We start from the raw sequence: 16,573 nt of genomic DNA, 5'->3' as shown, positions 1-16,573 counted from the left end.
TGGTCATGAAAGGGGAGCCTTTACCGGGGCTATTGACCGGCGCATTGGTAAATTTGAGCTGGGCAATAATAGTACGCTGTTCCTGGATGAAATTGGGGAGCTGCCATTGGAAGCACAGTCAAAATTATTACGTGTAATACAGGAGCGCGAGCTGGAACGCCTGGGCGGCAAGCATACCATAAAAATTGATGTACGGCTGATTGCAGCCACCAACCGTAACCTGGAAGAAGAGGTAAAAGCCGGCCGTTTTCGTGCGGATCTGTATTTCCGTTTAAATGTATTTCCTATTCACCTGCCTCCCTTACGTGAACGGTCAGAAGATATTGAAGCGCTCACTCATTTTTTTGTACAGAAGTACAGCAGGAACAGCGGCCGTAAGATCAGGAAAGTAGCGCCTAAAGTAATACAACAATTACGCAGCTACACCTGGCCGGGCAATGTAAGAGAGCTGGAGCATTTAATAGAACGCAGCATATTACTGTCAACCGACGGCACACTGGATGATGTATATATACCCCAGCATACCGATGCTGAAAAACAGGAACCGGCGTATCTTTTAAACCGTTCACTGGAAGAAGTTGAACGCGGTTACATTATTGAAATACTGAAACGTTGTGCCGGCAAGATCTCAGGCGCCGGCAGCGCTGCTGAAATATTGAAGGTCCCCGGCAATACGCTACACTCTAAAATGAAAAAATTAGGCATCAGCAAGAGCGATTATTTTGGGTGAGCAATCCTCCTAATAACTCCCGCCGTTCTCCCTTTATATGGTGAGGGGTTTTGTGCTTTCACGAAATACAGTGAAAAATAACAAGTCTGTATTTCCTTATCTCATTGGTTATCAGTTGATTTAGGTTCTTGGCATTTGGTTGGCCTTTTACGGTTATCACAATTAAAATAAAAATTATGAAAATCGTAGTTATCGGAGGCTCAGGCCTCATTGGCACCAAAGTAGTTGCAAACCTTCGTCAGAGCGGGCACCAGGTAATTGCAGCCTCTCCTGCAACGGGTATTAATACCATCACCGGAGAGGGATTGGCTGAAGCCATGAAAGATACCGATGTGGTTATTGACCTGGCTAACTCTCCATCATTTGAAGATAAAGCTGTGCTGGAATTTTTTCAGACAGCAGGCCGCAATCTACTGGCAGCGGAGATCAACGCCGGTGTAAAACATCACGTTGCGCTTTCTATTGTTGGGACTGACATCATGCAGAACATCGGTTACATGCGGGCCAAGAAAGCTCAGGAAGACCTGATCAAACAATCCGGCGTGCCTTATACCATTATCCGTAGCACTCAGTTTTTTGAATTTCTGAAAGGTATCGCTGATCAGGCTACAAACGGAAACGAAGTACATCTTTCTGATGTAAAGTTCCAGCCCATTGCTTCAGATGATGTAGCCTTCTTCGTTGCCAAATATGCCCAGGCAGCTCCTGCTAATGGCAATGTAGAAATAGCCGGCCCTGAGCGTTTTGACATGTATGAAGTGGTTGCCCGTTATCTGCAGCACATCAATGATCCGCGCAAAGTAGTGTCTGACGGTAAGCCAACCTACTATGGCGGAGAGATTGCACATACTGCACTGGTACCTGCCGGAGAGGCCGAATTCGGGAAGATTAATTTTGAAAAATGGTGGAGCAGCCAGCCACAGAAGGTGGCTTAAAGGCAAACAACAGTTGATCAACCACAAAAAATTTAATCATATGAAAAACTATGAATCACTTGACAATGCTTTGTCAGACCTCAGGAAAAAAGGTTATGAAGATGATTTTACAACACAAACTTCCTGTTTGTATTGCAGTGACCTAGATATGAGACTTGATCCGGAAGATTTTCATGTGGATGAGATTGACCGGGTTGATGGAAATTCTAAGCAGGGTGATGGTAAGATGCTTTATGCAATTTCTTCATCCACTGGAGTAAAGGGTACGATTGTGGTGGAAGGGAATGACGCCGCATGAAGACCCTGCAATTAATTACAAAGGCTGCATTTCATGCGGCCTTTGTAGTTTTTCCGGGATCTGCCGGCAAGCCAAATGTTGTTATTTCTTCATTGCATATCCCGCATACAGGATACTCATATCATTGCTCTCCACTAACCGGAGGTTTTTTCCCAGGTCTTCGTAGGTCCATTCCCCTTTAACCCGTTTCCTCAAATAACGTAACATCTTTGGGATAGAAATATTGGGTTGTGAGCCTTTGTGTTCTGCCCATTTAAAACCATTTTGAGCCAAAAGGAGTTTGATCTCGTCCGGTTTAATGAACATTTTCCATACATGCAGGTTGGGCGGCATGAATGCCCAGCGCTTCCATTCCTGCCAGATCTTTATTGCTACCAGCTTGCTTATGAAAGTACGGTTAAGGGTATCATAGAAGAAAATACCACCGGGTCTCAGTACCCTGGAGATTTCGGATATTACTTTAGGCAGGTCCCTTACATGTTCCAGCACATCACAGCAAAAAACGCAATCAAATGAGTGATCCGGATAAGGCAATTGCTCCCCCGTGCCTTTTTCATATTTTATATCCAGCCCGCTGGTAACCGCATGGTTCCGGGCTGTTTGCAGGGAATTGTCTGAGGGGTCAATGCCGGTGGTGGTAAATCCCATTTTGCAGATCTCTTCAGCCAGGATACCTCCGCCACAACCTACTTCCAGCGCGGTTTTGCCCGTGGATATAATACCCAGCTTTTTAATGATGCTGGCTGAATAGCCTACTCTCCATGGATTAATGGAGGTTTTTAAAAGATGTAAAATGGTATCCGGCTTCCACCAGATATCTTCGTCCGCGTTGTAAAGATTATTGTCAATCCTGCTGTAGACGTTTTGGTTTGTTTTTTCCATATAGATCTATTGTTGGGGTGTGTTGGTATTATTGGGGTATACTGAATGTAGCCTATTTTTTTGAAAAGCAAGGCGAAAAATATACCCTTTTTTTCCGAATCCGTTCCCCCTTATTGCCGGTAGCGCCGGATACTTTTGCAGCATACCTATAACCCAAAAGAGCCTTTATTAAAAACCCACGATTATGAAAACATCTATTTCCTTTGGAAACACCCTGTTATGCTGCCTGCTGTTGATGATAACCCATCAACTGGCTGCACAATCCTTTATTCATCCCGGCCTGCTGCACACAGAAGCTGATTTTGCCCGCATGCGTACAAAAGTGAATGCCGGCGCCCAGCCCTGGAAAGGCAGCTGGGATATCCTGCTGGCTAATGGAAGGTCGCAGCTCAACTGGACCGCCCGTCCCGTAGATACTGTCAGGAGGGGAGGCGACCGCCAGAACTACGGTCAGCTGATGAACGATATAGCAGCAGCTTATCAGACTGCCCTGCGCTGGAAGATCACCGGTGATGTAGCTTATGCTAACAAGTCCATAGAGATCATGAACGCCTGGTCATCCACCTTACAGCAGGTTACCGGCAATGCAGACCGGTTCCTGGCAGCCGGCATCTACGGCTATGAATTCGCCAATGCGGCGGAGATCATGCGTACCTATAGTGGCTGGGCAAGCGCTGATTTTGAACGGTTTAAGAACATGCTGCTTACCAAATTCTATCCCCTTAGCGACGACTTCCTGAATAATCACAACGGCGCCTGTATCACTAACTACTGGGCTAACTGGGACCTCTGTAACATGGCATTCATCCTTTCCCTGGGTGTGCTTTGCGACCGGCGCGATCTCTATAACCGCGCCATCGATTATTTCAAGAACGGCGCCGGTAACGGCTCCATTACACATGCGGTATGGTACCTGCATTCATCAACATTAGGGCAGTGGCAGGAAAGCGGCCGTGATCAGGGGCATTGCACCCTGGGCATAGGCCTGATGGGCGCCTTTTGTGAAATGGCCTGGAACCAGGGCGATGATATGTATGGCTACGACAGTAACCGCTTTATGAAGGGAGCGGAATATGTGGCCCAATATAATAATGGCGGCGATGTGCCTTATGTTACCTACAACTGGGGAACAGGCCAGAACTGCGCTGCATCCTCACAAACGGTGATCTCTGCTTCAGCCAGGGGAAACATACGCCCTGTATGGGAAATGGTGTATAACCACTATGCTAACCGCATGGGTCTTTCAGTACCTGCTATGGCAGCTTTTGCAGCTATTCAGCGGCCGGAGGGCGGTGGCGGCAACTACGGCACTGCCAGCGGCGGTTTCGATCAGCTGGGCTTTGGCTCGCTTACTTTTACCCGTGATCCTTTGCCTGCCGGCGGCCCTGCCAATGGCACCTACAAGATCTTTGCCCGCCACAGCGCCAAAGCAATGGATGTAGCTAATAATGGTACTGCCAACGGCACTAATGTGCGGCAGTGGACCTCCAACGACTGTGCGTGCCAGCAATGGGTGATCACCAATACCGGTAATGGCCAGTACACAATTGTGGGTGTTGGCAGTGGTAAGAACCTGGACATAAATGGAATGAGTACTGCCGATGGGGCCAATGTACAGATCTGGCAATCCACCGGCGCCAATAACCAGCGCTTCACCTTTGTACCTGCAGGCGGCGGCTTTTACAGGATAACGCCGGTGCACAGCGGCAAAGCAGTAGATGTAAATGCAGGCGCGTTAACTGACGGGGCCAACATACAGCAGTGGACCTACAACAGTGGTAAGAACCAGCAATGGCAGCTGGTGCCGGTGAGCAGTACAGCGGCCAGGCTGGCCATGCCGGTCACAAAGGAGATCAATTATAACAGCGATAGTCTTTCTGTTTATCCTAATCCGCCGGTAAATAATGTTACCGTCACTATTCCTGCTTCATTATTAAAAGGGCAGGCTGTGATCACGCTGAGCGATCTCACAGGCCGGGTATTATACCAGGGACGGGAAACCTCACGCAAACATATTATTGACCTGGGCAACATTGTACCGGGTGTTTATTTTATCACCGTTAGCAACGGAACAGCAAAGATCACCCGGAAGATCATAAAGTAATCTATACAAGCGCCATACAGGGGGATATAAGCGGCTGATCCAGGCGAAAAATATACCCTTCTTTTACGAATGGGCCCCCCTGGGTCCTGGTATTGGAAGGGTATTTTTGTCACCAGCTGATACAACCAGAATATTTCAACGATGCGGGCTTTAGCCCTTTAGAGAGTGGGGATACACTATAGCGAACAATGAAAATTTCCTTTTTATAAAACAAATTCCCGAGATGAAAAAAAGTCTATTCTTGTACTTGCAGGCTTGCTGTCCTGCACTATTATTCTTTCTATGCGTTTTACTGATCCCAGGTAAAGATTACGCCCAGGAAAAAACGGTAACAGGTATTGTAAAAGACTCCAGCGGGAACCCCCTGCCCGGCGTCCGTGTTACCGTGAAGAATGCCAAAGGGGGCACCATTACCAGTGCTGAAGGTAAGTTCAGCATTGTGGTCCCTGACAGCAAAGGAGTGCTGGTCTTTAACATGATGGGCAGCGCCACGCAGGAGCTGTTCACAGATGGTTCCGGCCCGCTGAGTGTTACGCTCAGGTCTGAGGCGGTGGGCCTGCAGGATGTGGTAGTGGTAGGATATGGTGTGCAGCGCAGGTCAGATCTTACCGGCGCGGTTACCAGCCTGAAAGCGGCTGATATCACAAAAATAAGCGGCAGTAATGCAGCAGAAGCCCTGCAGGGCAAAGCCCCCGGGGTGCAGATCCTGAATGTGGGCCAGCCAGGTAATGCGCCCGTTGTCCGCATACGCGGTATTGGTACCAATGGCGATCCTAATCCATTGTATGTGGTGGATGGTATGTTTGTGAATGATATCCAGTACCTCAACAGCCACGATATTGCCTCCATGGAGATCCTTAAAGACGCTTCCGCTACCGCCATTTATGGCTCCCGCGGCGCCAATGGTGTGATACTGGTTACCACCAAAAAGGGCAAAAACGGTAAACCGGTTTTCAACTTCAGCGGCAGTGAAGGGTTCCAGTTCCTTACCCGCCGTTACAAGGTGGCAGATGCCAGCCAGTATGCTACGCTGCAGAATATGATCACCGGTACCAGTACTTACCCGGATCCGGCTTCGCTGGGCAAAGGCACCAACTGGCTCGATGAAAGCACCCAAAAGGGATGGGTAAGGGATTACCAGCTATCTATTGCTGGCGGCAGTGAAAACGTGAGTTATAATATAAGCGGCGGTTATTTCAAACAGCAAGGAGTGATGAAGTTCACAGACTATGACCGTTTTACCCTCCGTGCCAATAATGAATACCGCCTTAGCAAACGCCTGAAGATAGGCCATAACCTGTCCATGAGCAATTCCAATATAACCGGCGTAGGCAGCAGCGCCGGGGCCCGCGTATTCAATGCGCTGGTACGTGTGTCGCCGCTGATTAAGGTGTATGACGACAATGGCAATTTTAATCCCGGTCAGGATCCTGATATCATTAATCCCTATGCTGCGCTTTATTATGGTAAGGATGCCAATAATAACTCCCTGCGCTTTGTAGGCAATGGCTGGCTGAATTACGAGATCATTCCCGGGCTGGCGTTCCGCAGCAGCTACGGTATTGATTACGCGTATGACCGCTACCATTATTTTGAGCCAGCCTACACCATTTCAAGCCCTAACCAGATCCATGCTAATAACTCCCTCACAGAAAACCATGTAAACAATAAAACATGGTTGTGGGAGAATACACTTAGCTACGATAAGCAGATCGGTAATGATCATCATCTGAACCTGCTGGCGGGTATCACTGCGCAGGATGGGTACTATAACAAGCTGGAAGGCGTAGGTCAGAACCTGGCATTTGATTACCCGGATTACCAATACCTGGGTGCTGCACCGGCAGGCGGCGTAAGCGTTACCAGCCAGGCTTACAGTGAGTCCATGCTCTCTTACCTGTTCCGTGCCAACTATTCCTTTAAGGATAAATATCTTTTTACCGGTACCTTCCGTGCCGATGGATCCTCCAAATTCGGGCCTAACAACCGTTATGGTTACTTTCCTTCCGTAGCAGTGGGATGGCGTGTGTCTGAAGAGGATTTTATGCGTAAGCTTAGCTGGGTGGATAACCTGAAGCTGCGCGCCAGCTGGGGACAGGTAGGTAATAACAAGATCAATAACTACATTGCTTACAGCTCCGTTATCCAGGACCCTGTTTATAATGCGCTTTTTAATGGTGTTTATTATTCAAATGGTACGGTGGTTTCCACGGCTAATCCCAACATTAAATGGGAGCGCACGGAACAAACTGACCTGGGTATTGAGTTTGCTACGCTAAAGAAAAGGCTCAGCATTGAGTTCGATTATTTTAACCGCGTTACAAAAGACCTGTTGCTCATTATCCCCATCCCAGGCGGGTCTACAGGCATTACGCCTACTTACTCCAATATTGGCAGCATCCGTAACCGCGGCTTTGAATTCCTGGTGAATTGGAACGATCATATAGGAGATTTCAGCTATGGTGTAACCTTCTCCGGAAGCACTTACAAAAATACTGTGCTCAATTTTGGCAACCAGATTATCACCGGTTCACAGTGGATGTCAGGCTCTGTGCATAGAGGTGAGAAAGGCCAGCCCATAGGTTATTTTTATGGCTACAAGGTGGCCGGCATCTTCCAGAGCGATGCGCAGATAGCTGAATATAACAATAAGAATGATCAGGGAAAACCCTACCAGGCTAATGCCAAACCAGGTGATCTGATCTATGCTGATATAGATGGCGACGGTTATATTACCGGTAACGACCAAACGAATATAGGTTCACCGCATCCTAAGTTCATTGGCGGCCTTACACTCACCGCTGCGTATAAGAACTTTGATTTCGCAATAGACATCATGGGCAGCTTTGGCGCCAAAATATGGAACTCCGCCCGCAACCAGATCAATTCTGCCAACACGAATCTGCATGTGGACTGGCTGAATGCCTGGACGCCCACCAATACCAACACTGATATGCCCCGCCTGGCAGCAAATACCAGCAACTCATGGGGCTCCAGCTTTAATGTGCAGGATGGCAGCTATGGTAAGATCCGCAACGTGGAGCTGGGATATCACCTTAGCAGTGAGCTGCTGAACAGGATCAGGATCTCCAACCTCCGGCTGTATATAAATCTTACCAACCCTTTATACATCACAAAGTATAAAGGCTTTTCCCCGGAAGTGGCCAATGTAAGCCCATTGGAAATGGGTACCGACTTCAGTACCTATCCCGTATCCGGTACTGCAAGGATAGGCGCAAACCTCACTTTTTAACATCAATTCAAGCGTAAGACAATGAGCAATCTTAAATATATATTCCTGGCAGCATGCCTGCTGTCTTTTAACTCCTGTAAAAAATTCCTGGAGAAAACGCCGCAGGGTGTGGTTTCCGATGACCAGTTCTTTGCTGATGAAAAGAATGTGGACCTTGCCGTGAACAGGATCTATGGAACACTGAGCTGGAGAGAGTATACCATTGGCCGCCAGTTCTTCAGCACACACGAAATGGGAGGGGAGGATTTTATAGGAAGCAGCAATAACGGTATCGGCACAACGTTAAACCTGTTCCAGTCATTCACGTACGATGCCAGCCAGGGATTCCTGCAGCAATACTGGGACCGGACCTATGCCAACCTTAACTTCTGTAACCAGGTAACAGACCGCACGGCCGCTATGAAGAACCGCGAGCTGGCGGAAAAATCAGAGGCCCAGGCAAAATTCTTCCGCGCATATTACCACTTTGAGCTGGTAAATGTGTTTGGCCAGGCCCCGCTCCGCGATCATGTTCCCACCTCTCCTGAAGAATATGATATACCTAAAAGCAATGAGGAAGCATTATATGCGCTGATCATCAGTGATCTTGAATACGCCATCGCTCACCTGCCAACTAAGTCGCAGTGGGGAACCGCCGACAACGGGCGTATCACAAAAGGTACTGCCCAGGGCCTGCTGGCAAAGGTATACCTGTTCCGGCAGGATTATGCGAAAGCGCAGCAATATGCCAATGACGTAATGACCAGCGGGGAATATAGCTTGTTTAATGACTACCGTCTGCTCTTCAGCCCCAGTAATCTGTACTCCAGTGAGAACATGATGCCCGGTGGATATGAGTTCACCAGCACTATCTGGTCTGGCCGCTGGTACAATCCTTACCTGCAATACCAGGGCGTATCGGGCGAGTTTGGAGACGGTGTGTTATATCCCGCACAGGCATTGGTAGATAGCTATGAAGCGGGAGATCCCCGCAAGGAGGCCACCATCCTCTTTAAAGGAGAGACGGTAGAAGGCTGGACCAGTAAAGATGCCAGCACACCGAAAGATGGCACCGTGCATTTTCCATCCAATACCAACATCGCCAATAAAAAGGTAACATGGCCTAAGTCTTACTGGAACAACGGTGAATACTCTTTCCAGGATGTAAACCCCATGTTCCTGCGTTATGCTGATGTGCTGCTGATATATGCAGAGGCCAGCAACGAGCTTGGCCAGGCTGGTAATGCGCTCCCTGTGCTGGAGCAGATCCGCTACCGTGCGCGTGGTAACAAATCATATGCAGCAGCAGGTGTATTACCGGAGATCACTACCACAGACAAAGTGCAGCTGCGTGAAAAAATATGGCATGAGCGCCATATAGAGCTGGCCCTGGAAGGCCACCGCTGGTTTGACCTGGTGCGGTATGAAAAAGTATCGCCGGGTTATACCGTGAACCTGTTAAAGAATGTGTACCAGCGTACTGCCTTTGATTACAACCGGCACAGTAAATTCCCTATACCATTGGCTATGATCACCAGTTCGCAGGGGATCCTTACGCAGAATGATGCGTGGAAGTAATACTTAGCGTTTAGCCTTTAGCTTTTAGCTTTTAGCGGTTAGCTTTTTCTCAATAACGATTAAAAAAAGAAAGGAGGGGTGTCTACTCCTCCACCTTTTATTTATTATCTGTATATCGCCTTATTGAAAAAATAAATTTCCCTTATGAAAATGATCACTACTATCATGAAAACGTTGCTGCTGTTATGCCTCATACTAAGCATACGCGCAGCAAACGCCCAACAGTTCGTACATCCGGGGATCCCCTTCACCCGGAGCGACCTGGATCTGCTGAAGCAGAACATTACCCGTGAGCCCTGGTTAACAGCCTACAACAGTTTTAAAAGTGATGCAAGGTCCCAGCTTTCATATGGTATGCAGGGGCCTTTCTCTACGGTAAGCCGCGCTCCGGACATTAACAGGAACCAGTGGATCAATGACATGACGGCCGTTCACAACCTGGCTTTCATGTGGATCTTTACCGGCGATACCGCCTACGCAAAAAAAGCAACCGGTATACTGGATGCCTGGGCCGTAACCCAAACCAGCTGGACAGGGGATGAAAGTTTCCTGGACCTGGGCGACCAGGCAAATATGTTTGTAACGGGAGCGGATATACTTAAATCCACATACCCCGGCTGGACAGCTGCCAATACTGCCAATGTGAACCGCTATTTCAGTACCGTTATCTGGTCACAGCTGGATGTGCCCAATCCTGTAAGAGGGCTTAACCAGGGGGCCATACAGCTTAAAGCAGCTGTGAGCATTGCCGCCTTTCTGGATGATCCGGTAAAGTGGAACCAGGCTATCCGATCATTTCGTGCAGATGCAGGCGGAGGGCTGGCTAACAGCCTGCCTAACGGCCAGGTGGGAGATGCCGGCCGTGATGAAGGCCACTGGCGCGGACAGGGTGAAGCGCTGGCCTGGAGTGCTGAAGTAGCCTGGAAACAGGGAACAGATGTGTTTGCAGATCTTGATAACCGCCTGCTGGCCATCAGCGAATTATATACGCACTTTCATACAGACACTACCGGCTTCAGGTTTATTCCGTTTGGCGGCACCTATGGTTTTTTCACAGGATGGGGCTCCAATGGTACTGCAAAGCAGCGGTTTAGAATGTACAATATTATTGAGGGCGCTTATACTTTACGTAAAGGCATTCCTGCTCCATATACAATTGCCATGCGGGATCTGCTGGGTGAAGATGCCGCCACCTTCCTTTACCGGAAAAGCGCAGACCCCAGTACTGCTGTTGCCCTTTCACCAGTACAGCATCCTGCTACAGCAGCTGTTACTCATCTTACTAATGTTGATGTAGGCGCTACCGGTCTTGCAGGCAGCGCCGTTTACAGCAATGGCAGCTGGACGGTGAAAGGTGCAGGCGCTGATATACCCGTTCCAGTGCTGCAGTCTAAAGATGCTTTCAACTTTGCCTTTCAGAAGGTTAGTGGGAACGTGGCTATTGTGGCCCGTATTACGGCTATGGACAATACAGACGCCGCAGCCAAAGCAGGCATCATGTTCCGCGAATCGCTCAGCGACGATGCGCGTTTTACAGGCCTGTTCATGCAGCCGAATAACCGTATCGCCTCTACGTGGCGCGGCGCTGCTGCCTGGAGCAAAACAAACATATCCTGGAATAACCCGCCCGGCGGTTACCTGGATCACTATGTAGCCGGCAGGCCTTACTGGTTAAAGCTGGAAAAAATTGGTTCCCGCATCACCGCCTATCACTCATTTGACAGCATCAGCTGGACCTGCCTTTCCGCAGTAGAGATCCCGATGGCAGAACCGGTATATGTGGGTCTTTGTGTAAGCTCGCATAATACTTCGGCGCTGAGCACCGCTGTTTTTGATGGTGTAGCCATTACCAACCTGTCACCCGCAGGTTCGCCTGTTATCAGCAGCGCAACAGCCGATACGGCTGTTCTGGGTGCTGCATTCAGCTATGCCATTACAGCTGCACCTGCTGCCACAACATTCAGCGCCGCGGGCCTGCCTGGCGGCCTTGCAGTTGATAGTGCCACAGGTATCATATCCGGAATACCTGATACTACCGGCACCTTCCCGGTAACATTGAACGTGCAAAATAGCAGTGGTACCGGATCTGCCGTATTGATGCTGAAAGTGGTGAGTAATGTGCCGCCTGTACCACCCGCAAACCCTGCACTTACCAAGGAAACAGACAGCACTATCCGTATTTCATGGGTGGCATCCGCAGCTGCAACCAGCTATGCTATAAAACACTCGCTTACTGCCGGAGGGCCTTACACAACCATTGTATCAGGAGTTACCGGTACGTATTATGTAGATGCGGCTGTTTATCCCGGTCATAACTACTATGTAGTTACAGCCTATGCAGGTTCGCTGGAAAGTGCCGCTTCTGCGGAAGTTACTTTACAGCTTCCGCCTGCCATACCATCAGCGCCTGCCATTGAAAATGCAAATGGCCTGGTCAGCATAAGCTGGCCTGCAGCTGAAGGGGCAAACACCTATAACGTAAAGAGAAGCGCTGTAAGAGGTGGGCCTTATACAACCATTGCATCCCACCTGAGCGCCACGCGATACACTGACAGCGCAGTAAGCAACGGCAGCTATTATTACTATGTAATAACTTCCTTTGCAACACCGCTTGAAAGCGCGAACTCGCAGGAAGTGCTGGGCGTTCCCGCAGCCGTATCCCTTAGCTGGGGCCCTACTGCTGCTACCGGCAGCTGGAGTAATGGCGCTAACTGGGTAGGTCAAACTGCTCCTGTAAGCCCCGCATTATTGAGCTTTAATACTTCAACAACAGATACGCTGAATAATGATATTGATAAGCTGGAAATTGCACGTTTACAATTTAATGCAGGTGCAGACCCCTTTACCATCAACGGCGATACCGTACTGCTGGGCAATGATATTATCAACAATGCAACCAATGCCCAGGTGATTAACCTGCCTATGCAAATAAACCGCACAGTTGCCGTCAATACTATAGCAGGGGATATTTCCCTGAGCGGCCCTATAAGCGGGAACGGAGGTATTGTGAAGAACGGGCGTGCCACATTGAACCTTGCCGGCGCTAATACATTTACCGGCGGCCTTACCCTCAATGGCGCCAATGCCGGGGGATGGCCTCCCAACACCGCCACCGCGCTGACCGGCGTAGGCACCGGCGCTATTGGTGCGCCATTATCAGGCCCTGCAGGCACAGGCCCTGTGATCATGAATGGCGGCGCATTGATGAACAATAACACCGCGGTACTTTTTAATGATATCATTATAAAGGATAGCGTAAAAAGTTATCTGTACAGTAATGGAGGCGGGCTCACATTTGCCGGCAGAATGTTGGGCAGTGGCGTTATTGAACATGACGGCGCCAGCACCAGCGGCTTACAGCTGAATGGTGATAACCGCGAATTCACCGGTACGTTCATTTCAGTGAACAGAAGCTCTAATCACCGGATACGCTTTAATGTTGCTACAGCAGGCAGCGCCAAAGCCCGCTGGATATTCAATAACGGCTTTACAGATGGCCAGGGCTTTACATTTACCGATACTATCCGCTTTGGCGCTATGTCAGGCGGCGGGCAGCTCCGGAGGGACAATGGTGCGCCTGTTATAAGCATTGGCGCATTGAATAGCAATACTACTTTCAATGGTATCATTACCGGCGCGCTCACCATCATTAAAGAGGGTACAGGTATCCTGCGTTTTACCGGCGCCAATAACTATAACGGAAATACTACGGTTACAGGTGGTACGCTGTTGATAGACAGTACAGGCCAGATCACCAGCACTACCAGTGTGGTGGCAGGTACAATAGGCGGTATTGGTAAGTGCACCGGTGCAGTAACAGTGGGTACAGGTGCAGGCACGGGCGCTATGCTGGCCCCGGGCAGCCAGGGTATTGGCAGGTTCACTACAGGGCAGCTTACCCTCCGGCAGGATGCTGCTTACCTCGCAGAACTAAATACCGCTAATGGCGACGCCGACCGGGTAAGCGTTTCCGGTATAGTGCTCAACAACCCGCGTTTAGCCATCACCGGTATAGGTGCAGCAACTATTCCTGCCGGTACTTCTTATACTATTGTGGATAATACCGGCACTGCAGCCGTAACAGGCATCTTTGACAGCTTACCGGAAATGTCGCTTGTTAAGGTGAACGGACTCAATTTCCGGATCACTTACAGGGGCGGCACCGGCAACGATATCCTGCTGCTGGACGACCGTACCTTACCGTCTGTGATCACCAGCCCTGATTCAGCATCCGTGATCATCGGCAAGCCGTTCACTTATACAATTACAGCCATTAAATCGCCGGGTATTTTCCATGCCAGCGGTCTTCCGGCAGGGTTGCGCATTGATACCAGCACTGGTGTAATATCCGGCACACCCACGGTAAACGGCGCATTTGCAGTACAGCTGAGCGCCACTGGTGCAACCGGCACCGGAACAAGCACGCTTACGCTCACCGTGTACAGCAATATTGTAAGCGGTTTGATGGTGGCTTCAGGCGATAAAAAGAATATTGTTGAATGGAACGCCATCCAGCAGCTGCGCTACCTGGTGAAACGCGCTACCGGGCCGGATGGTCCGTTTACCGCGCTGGACACTGTTACAGCTGCCCGGTACACCGATACGGCTGTTAATAATGGAAGCACTTACTATTATGAAATAGCCTCTGTGGATAGCGGCCTGATAAACCCTGCCAGCGATCCGGTAACGGCAACGCCTAATGTTGGACAGCATGGCTACTGGAAGTTTGATGAGCAAAGTGATACCCGCAGCCGCGACGTATGGGGCGCTAATCATGCCAACCTTGCCGTTGCCGCCAAACGTGATACCGGTTATGCTGCCACTGCGCTGCAGCTGGATGGTACTGCAAATGCCTATGCATCACTGCCTGCAGGTGTGTTAAGCACCCTGAATAATTTTACCATCACCACCTGGGTAAAAATGGATGCACTCAGCACCTGGATGCGCATCTTTGATTTCGGCAACGGTACTAATAATTATCTTTTCCTTACGCCACAGGCGGGTGTTACATCCGGCAAATCCATCGTGCGTTATGCTATCAAGAATGGAGGAGGCGAACAACAGGTAAACTATAACTATAGCTTTCCGCTAAATACCTGGACACATTTCGCCATTACCCAGTCGGGCAATACCTGCAGCTTATATATTAACGGAAACCTGGTTGCTGCTAATACCGGCGTAAGCATCAAACCTGCGGCGCTTGGCAGCACAACGCAGAATTACCTGGGTAAATCACAGTTTACAGCAGACCCCAATCTGAAGGCTAAAATAGATGAGTTCAGGATCTATAACCGGGCTTTAACAGCCGCTGAAATTGCCGGTACTATGAAGGCCATGCAGGAGATCACCTTTACCGCTTTGCCCACTAAGCGTATAGGCGATGCAGATCTTAGCATTACAGCTACCGCCACTTCCGGCCTTCCTGTTAGCTTTTCCAGTGCCAATGAAACAGTGGCTACCATAACAAACGGTGTTGTAAACATATTGCAACCGGGTAGCGATACTATTATAGCCACCCAGGCAGGCGACAGCATTTATGCGCCTGCCATTGCAAAACAGGTATTACATGTATTACCGTTCAACCTGCAGGTGCAGCATATGGATGGTGATAGCCAGATTGCCGGTACTACCATCAAACCTTATCTGAAGGTCATGAACCCTGATACTATACCGGTTGCTTACAAAGAGCTGACAGCCCGTTACTGGTTCACCGCCGAGAACTTTGCCGGCATTAATACCTGGGTTGACTATGCAGCGCTGGGAAGCAGCAGGGTGAAAATGAAATATGCAGCATTGGATACGCCGCGTAACGGCGCTTTCGGGTATATTGAATACAGCTTTGACTCAACCGCAGGTACACTGGCAGCTGGCGGCGGCTCCGGAGCTATTCAATCCAGGATCGCTAATAAGAATTCAGCTGTTCTGCAGGAAACAGGCGATTATTCCTATGCACCCAATAGCTCCTATACGGCTAATGATCATATAACATTATACCGTAACGGTAAACTGGTATGGGGTATTGAACCGGCAGCAGCTGCTGCTGTAGTGAGCCTGAAAGTAGCTACCCAGGCAGTTTCCAGCGCACAGAATACCATCAGCACTTATGTCAGGATCATTAATGAAGGGAACGTACCTGTGAATTATGAAGACCTCTCTGTACGTTACTGGTTCACGGCTGAAGACAGCATTACGGCCCTGAACTATTGGATAGATTATGCTGCCCTGGGTGCGCAGCATATCAGCGGAAGCTTTGTACGCTTAAGCCCTGCGGCTGACAGTGCCGACGCTTATTTTGAGCTGAAAGTAAAACCTGCTGCAGGCGCGCTTTATCCGCTCAGTAATTCCGGCAATATCCAGTACCGTATTGCAAAGGTTAATTGGTCCGCCTTTAACCAGGCTAATGATTACTCTTACCAGCCGGGTATTTTAAGCCTGAACCCGCGTACAGCCCTGTATTACAAAGGTCAGCTGATCTGGGGTACAGCGCCTGCTTCAGGAGCTGCGTTATTAAGGCAGGCTGTTATGGCAGCCGGTAAACCAGTACCGTCCCAGCCGGCAGCCCTTAGCGTATATCCCAACCCGGTAGTAAATGAGCTGCATGTGAAAATGCAGGAGCCTTTGCAGGATGCATGGATCACCATTTTGTCCAACAGCGGGACCGTGCTGCGCGTTCAGCGCATTAGCAGCGCCATGCATACGGTATCCTTTGCAGGGTTGCCGCCAGGTGTATATTATATGACCATAACCAATAATAGAAAGGAAACTACCCGCATCATCATCAGGCAATAAGAGGGATCAATTTATAAAACGGGTT

Annotated in this window: 8 protein-coding genes; 7 read left to right on the top strand and 1 reads right to left on the bottom strand. The window is 49.4% G+C overall.

What is annotated here, in order from left to right; genetic code table 11:
- The 3 genes from KVT36_RS23715 to KVT36_RS23705 all read left to right on the top strand — a co-directional run.
- Positions 1–730 (top strand): sigma 54-interacting transcriptional regulator (locus KVT36_RS23715; protein ID WP_217605935.1); only part of this gene is annotated, 730 nt, incomplete at its 5' end.
- A 176-nt stretch (positions 731–906) separates the two neighbouring features.
- Positions 907–1,665: an SDR family oxidoreductase gene (locus tag KVT36_RS23710; protein WP_217605934.1), complete on the top strand. Its 759-nt coding sequence runs from the start codon at positions 907–909 to the stop codon at positions 1,663–1,665.
- A gap of 40 nt (positions 1,666–1,705) precedes the next feature.
- Entirely contained in the window at positions 1,706–1,963 is a 258-nt protein-coding gene (locus KVT36_RS23705) for a tRNA pseudouridine(13) synthase TruD (protein ID WP_217605933.1), read from the top strand.
- An 81-nt stretch (positions 1,964–2,044) separates the two neighbouring features.
- Here KVT36_RS23705 and ubiG read toward each other — a convergent pair whose 3' ends face one another.
- On the bottom strand, positions 2,045–2,845 hold the full coding sequence (ubiG, locus tag KVT36_RS23700; RefSeq protein WP_217605932.1) for a bifunctional 2-polyprenyl-6-hydroxyphenol methylase/3-demethylubiquinol 3-O-methyltransferase UbiG: 801 nt from the start codon (positions 2,843–2,845) through the stop codon (positions 2,045–2,047).
- 184 nt (positions 2,846–3,029) lie between these two features.
- Here ubiG and KVT36_RS23695 point away from each other — a divergent pair, with 184 nt between their 5' ends.
- The 4 genes from KVT36_RS23695 (at position 3,030) to KVT36_RS23680 (ending at position 16,548) form a co-directional block, all read left to right on the top strand.
- Positions 3,030–4,949 (top strand): RICIN domain-containing protein, encoded by a 1,920-nt coding sequence (locus tag KVT36_RS23695; RefSeq protein ID WP_217605931.1) that lies wholly within the window; start codon positions 3,030–3,032, stop codon positions 4,947–4,949.
- A 223-nt stretch (positions 4,950–5,172) separates the two neighbouring features.
- Positions 5,173–8,202 carry a TonB-dependent receptor gene (locus tag KVT36_RS23690; protein ID WP_217605930.1) on the top strand — a complete coding sequence of 1,010 codons (3,030 nt, stop codon included), beginning with the start codon at positions 5,173–5,175 and terminating at the stop codon, positions 8,200–8,202.
- Between the two features lie 21 nt (positions 8,203–8,223).
- Positions 8,224–9,759, top strand: coding sequence for a RagB/SusD family nutrient uptake outer membrane protein (locus tag KVT36_RS23685; RefSeq protein WP_217605929.1), 1,536 nt, complete (start codon positions 8,224–8,226; stop codon positions 9,757–9,759).
- A 144-nt stretch (positions 9,760–9,903) separates the two neighbouring features.
- The gene (locus KVT36_RS23680) at positions 9,904–16,548 is read left to right on the top strand and encodes a cellulose binding domain-containing protein (RefSeq protein ID WP_217605928.1); all 6,645 of its coding nucleotides are present in this window, start codon (positions 9,904–9,906) and stop codon (positions 16,546–16,548) included.
- The last annotated feature ends 25 nt before the right edge of the window (positions 16,549–16,573 follow it).

Origin of the sequence: Chitinophaga sp. GbtcB8 (assembly GCF_019091455.1) — a bacterium.
Classification (GTDB): Bacteria; Bacteroidota; Bacteroidia; order Chitinophagales; family Chitinophagaceae; genus Chitinophaga.
Note: the sequence above shows the minus strand (reverse complement) of the source record. Positions and strands in the feature narration are given on the sequence as shown.

Bases quoted from the DNA above. Each gene is read 5' to 3' on its own strand.
- KVT36_RS23710 (WP_217605934.1), top strand. From the start codon at position 907: ATGAAAATCGTAGTTATCGGAGGCTCAGGCCTCATTGGCACCAAAGTA.
- KVT36_RS23705 (WP_217605933.1), top strand. From the start codon at position 1,706: ATGAAAAACTATGAATCACTTGACAATGCTTTGTCAGACCTCAGGAAA.
- ubiG (WP_217605932.1), bottom strand. From the start codon at position 2,845: ATGGAAAAAACAAACCAAAACGTCTACAGCAGGATTGACAATAATCTT.
- KVT36_RS23695 (WP_217605931.1), top strand. From the start codon at position 3,030: ATGAAAACATCTATTTCCTTTGGAAACACCCTGTTATGCTGCCTGCTG.
- KVT36_RS23690 (WP_217605930.1), top strand. From the start codon at position 5,173: ATGAAAAAAAGTCTATTCTTGTACTTGCAGGCTTGCTGTCCTGCACTA.
- KVT36_RS23685 (WP_217605929.1), top strand. From the start codon at position 8,224: ATGAGCAATCTTAAATATATATTCCTGGCAGCATGCCTGCTGTCTTTT.
- KVT36_RS23680 (WP_217605928.1), top strand. From the start codon at position 9,904: ATGAAAATGATCACTACTATCATGAAAACGTTGCTGCTGTTATGCCTC.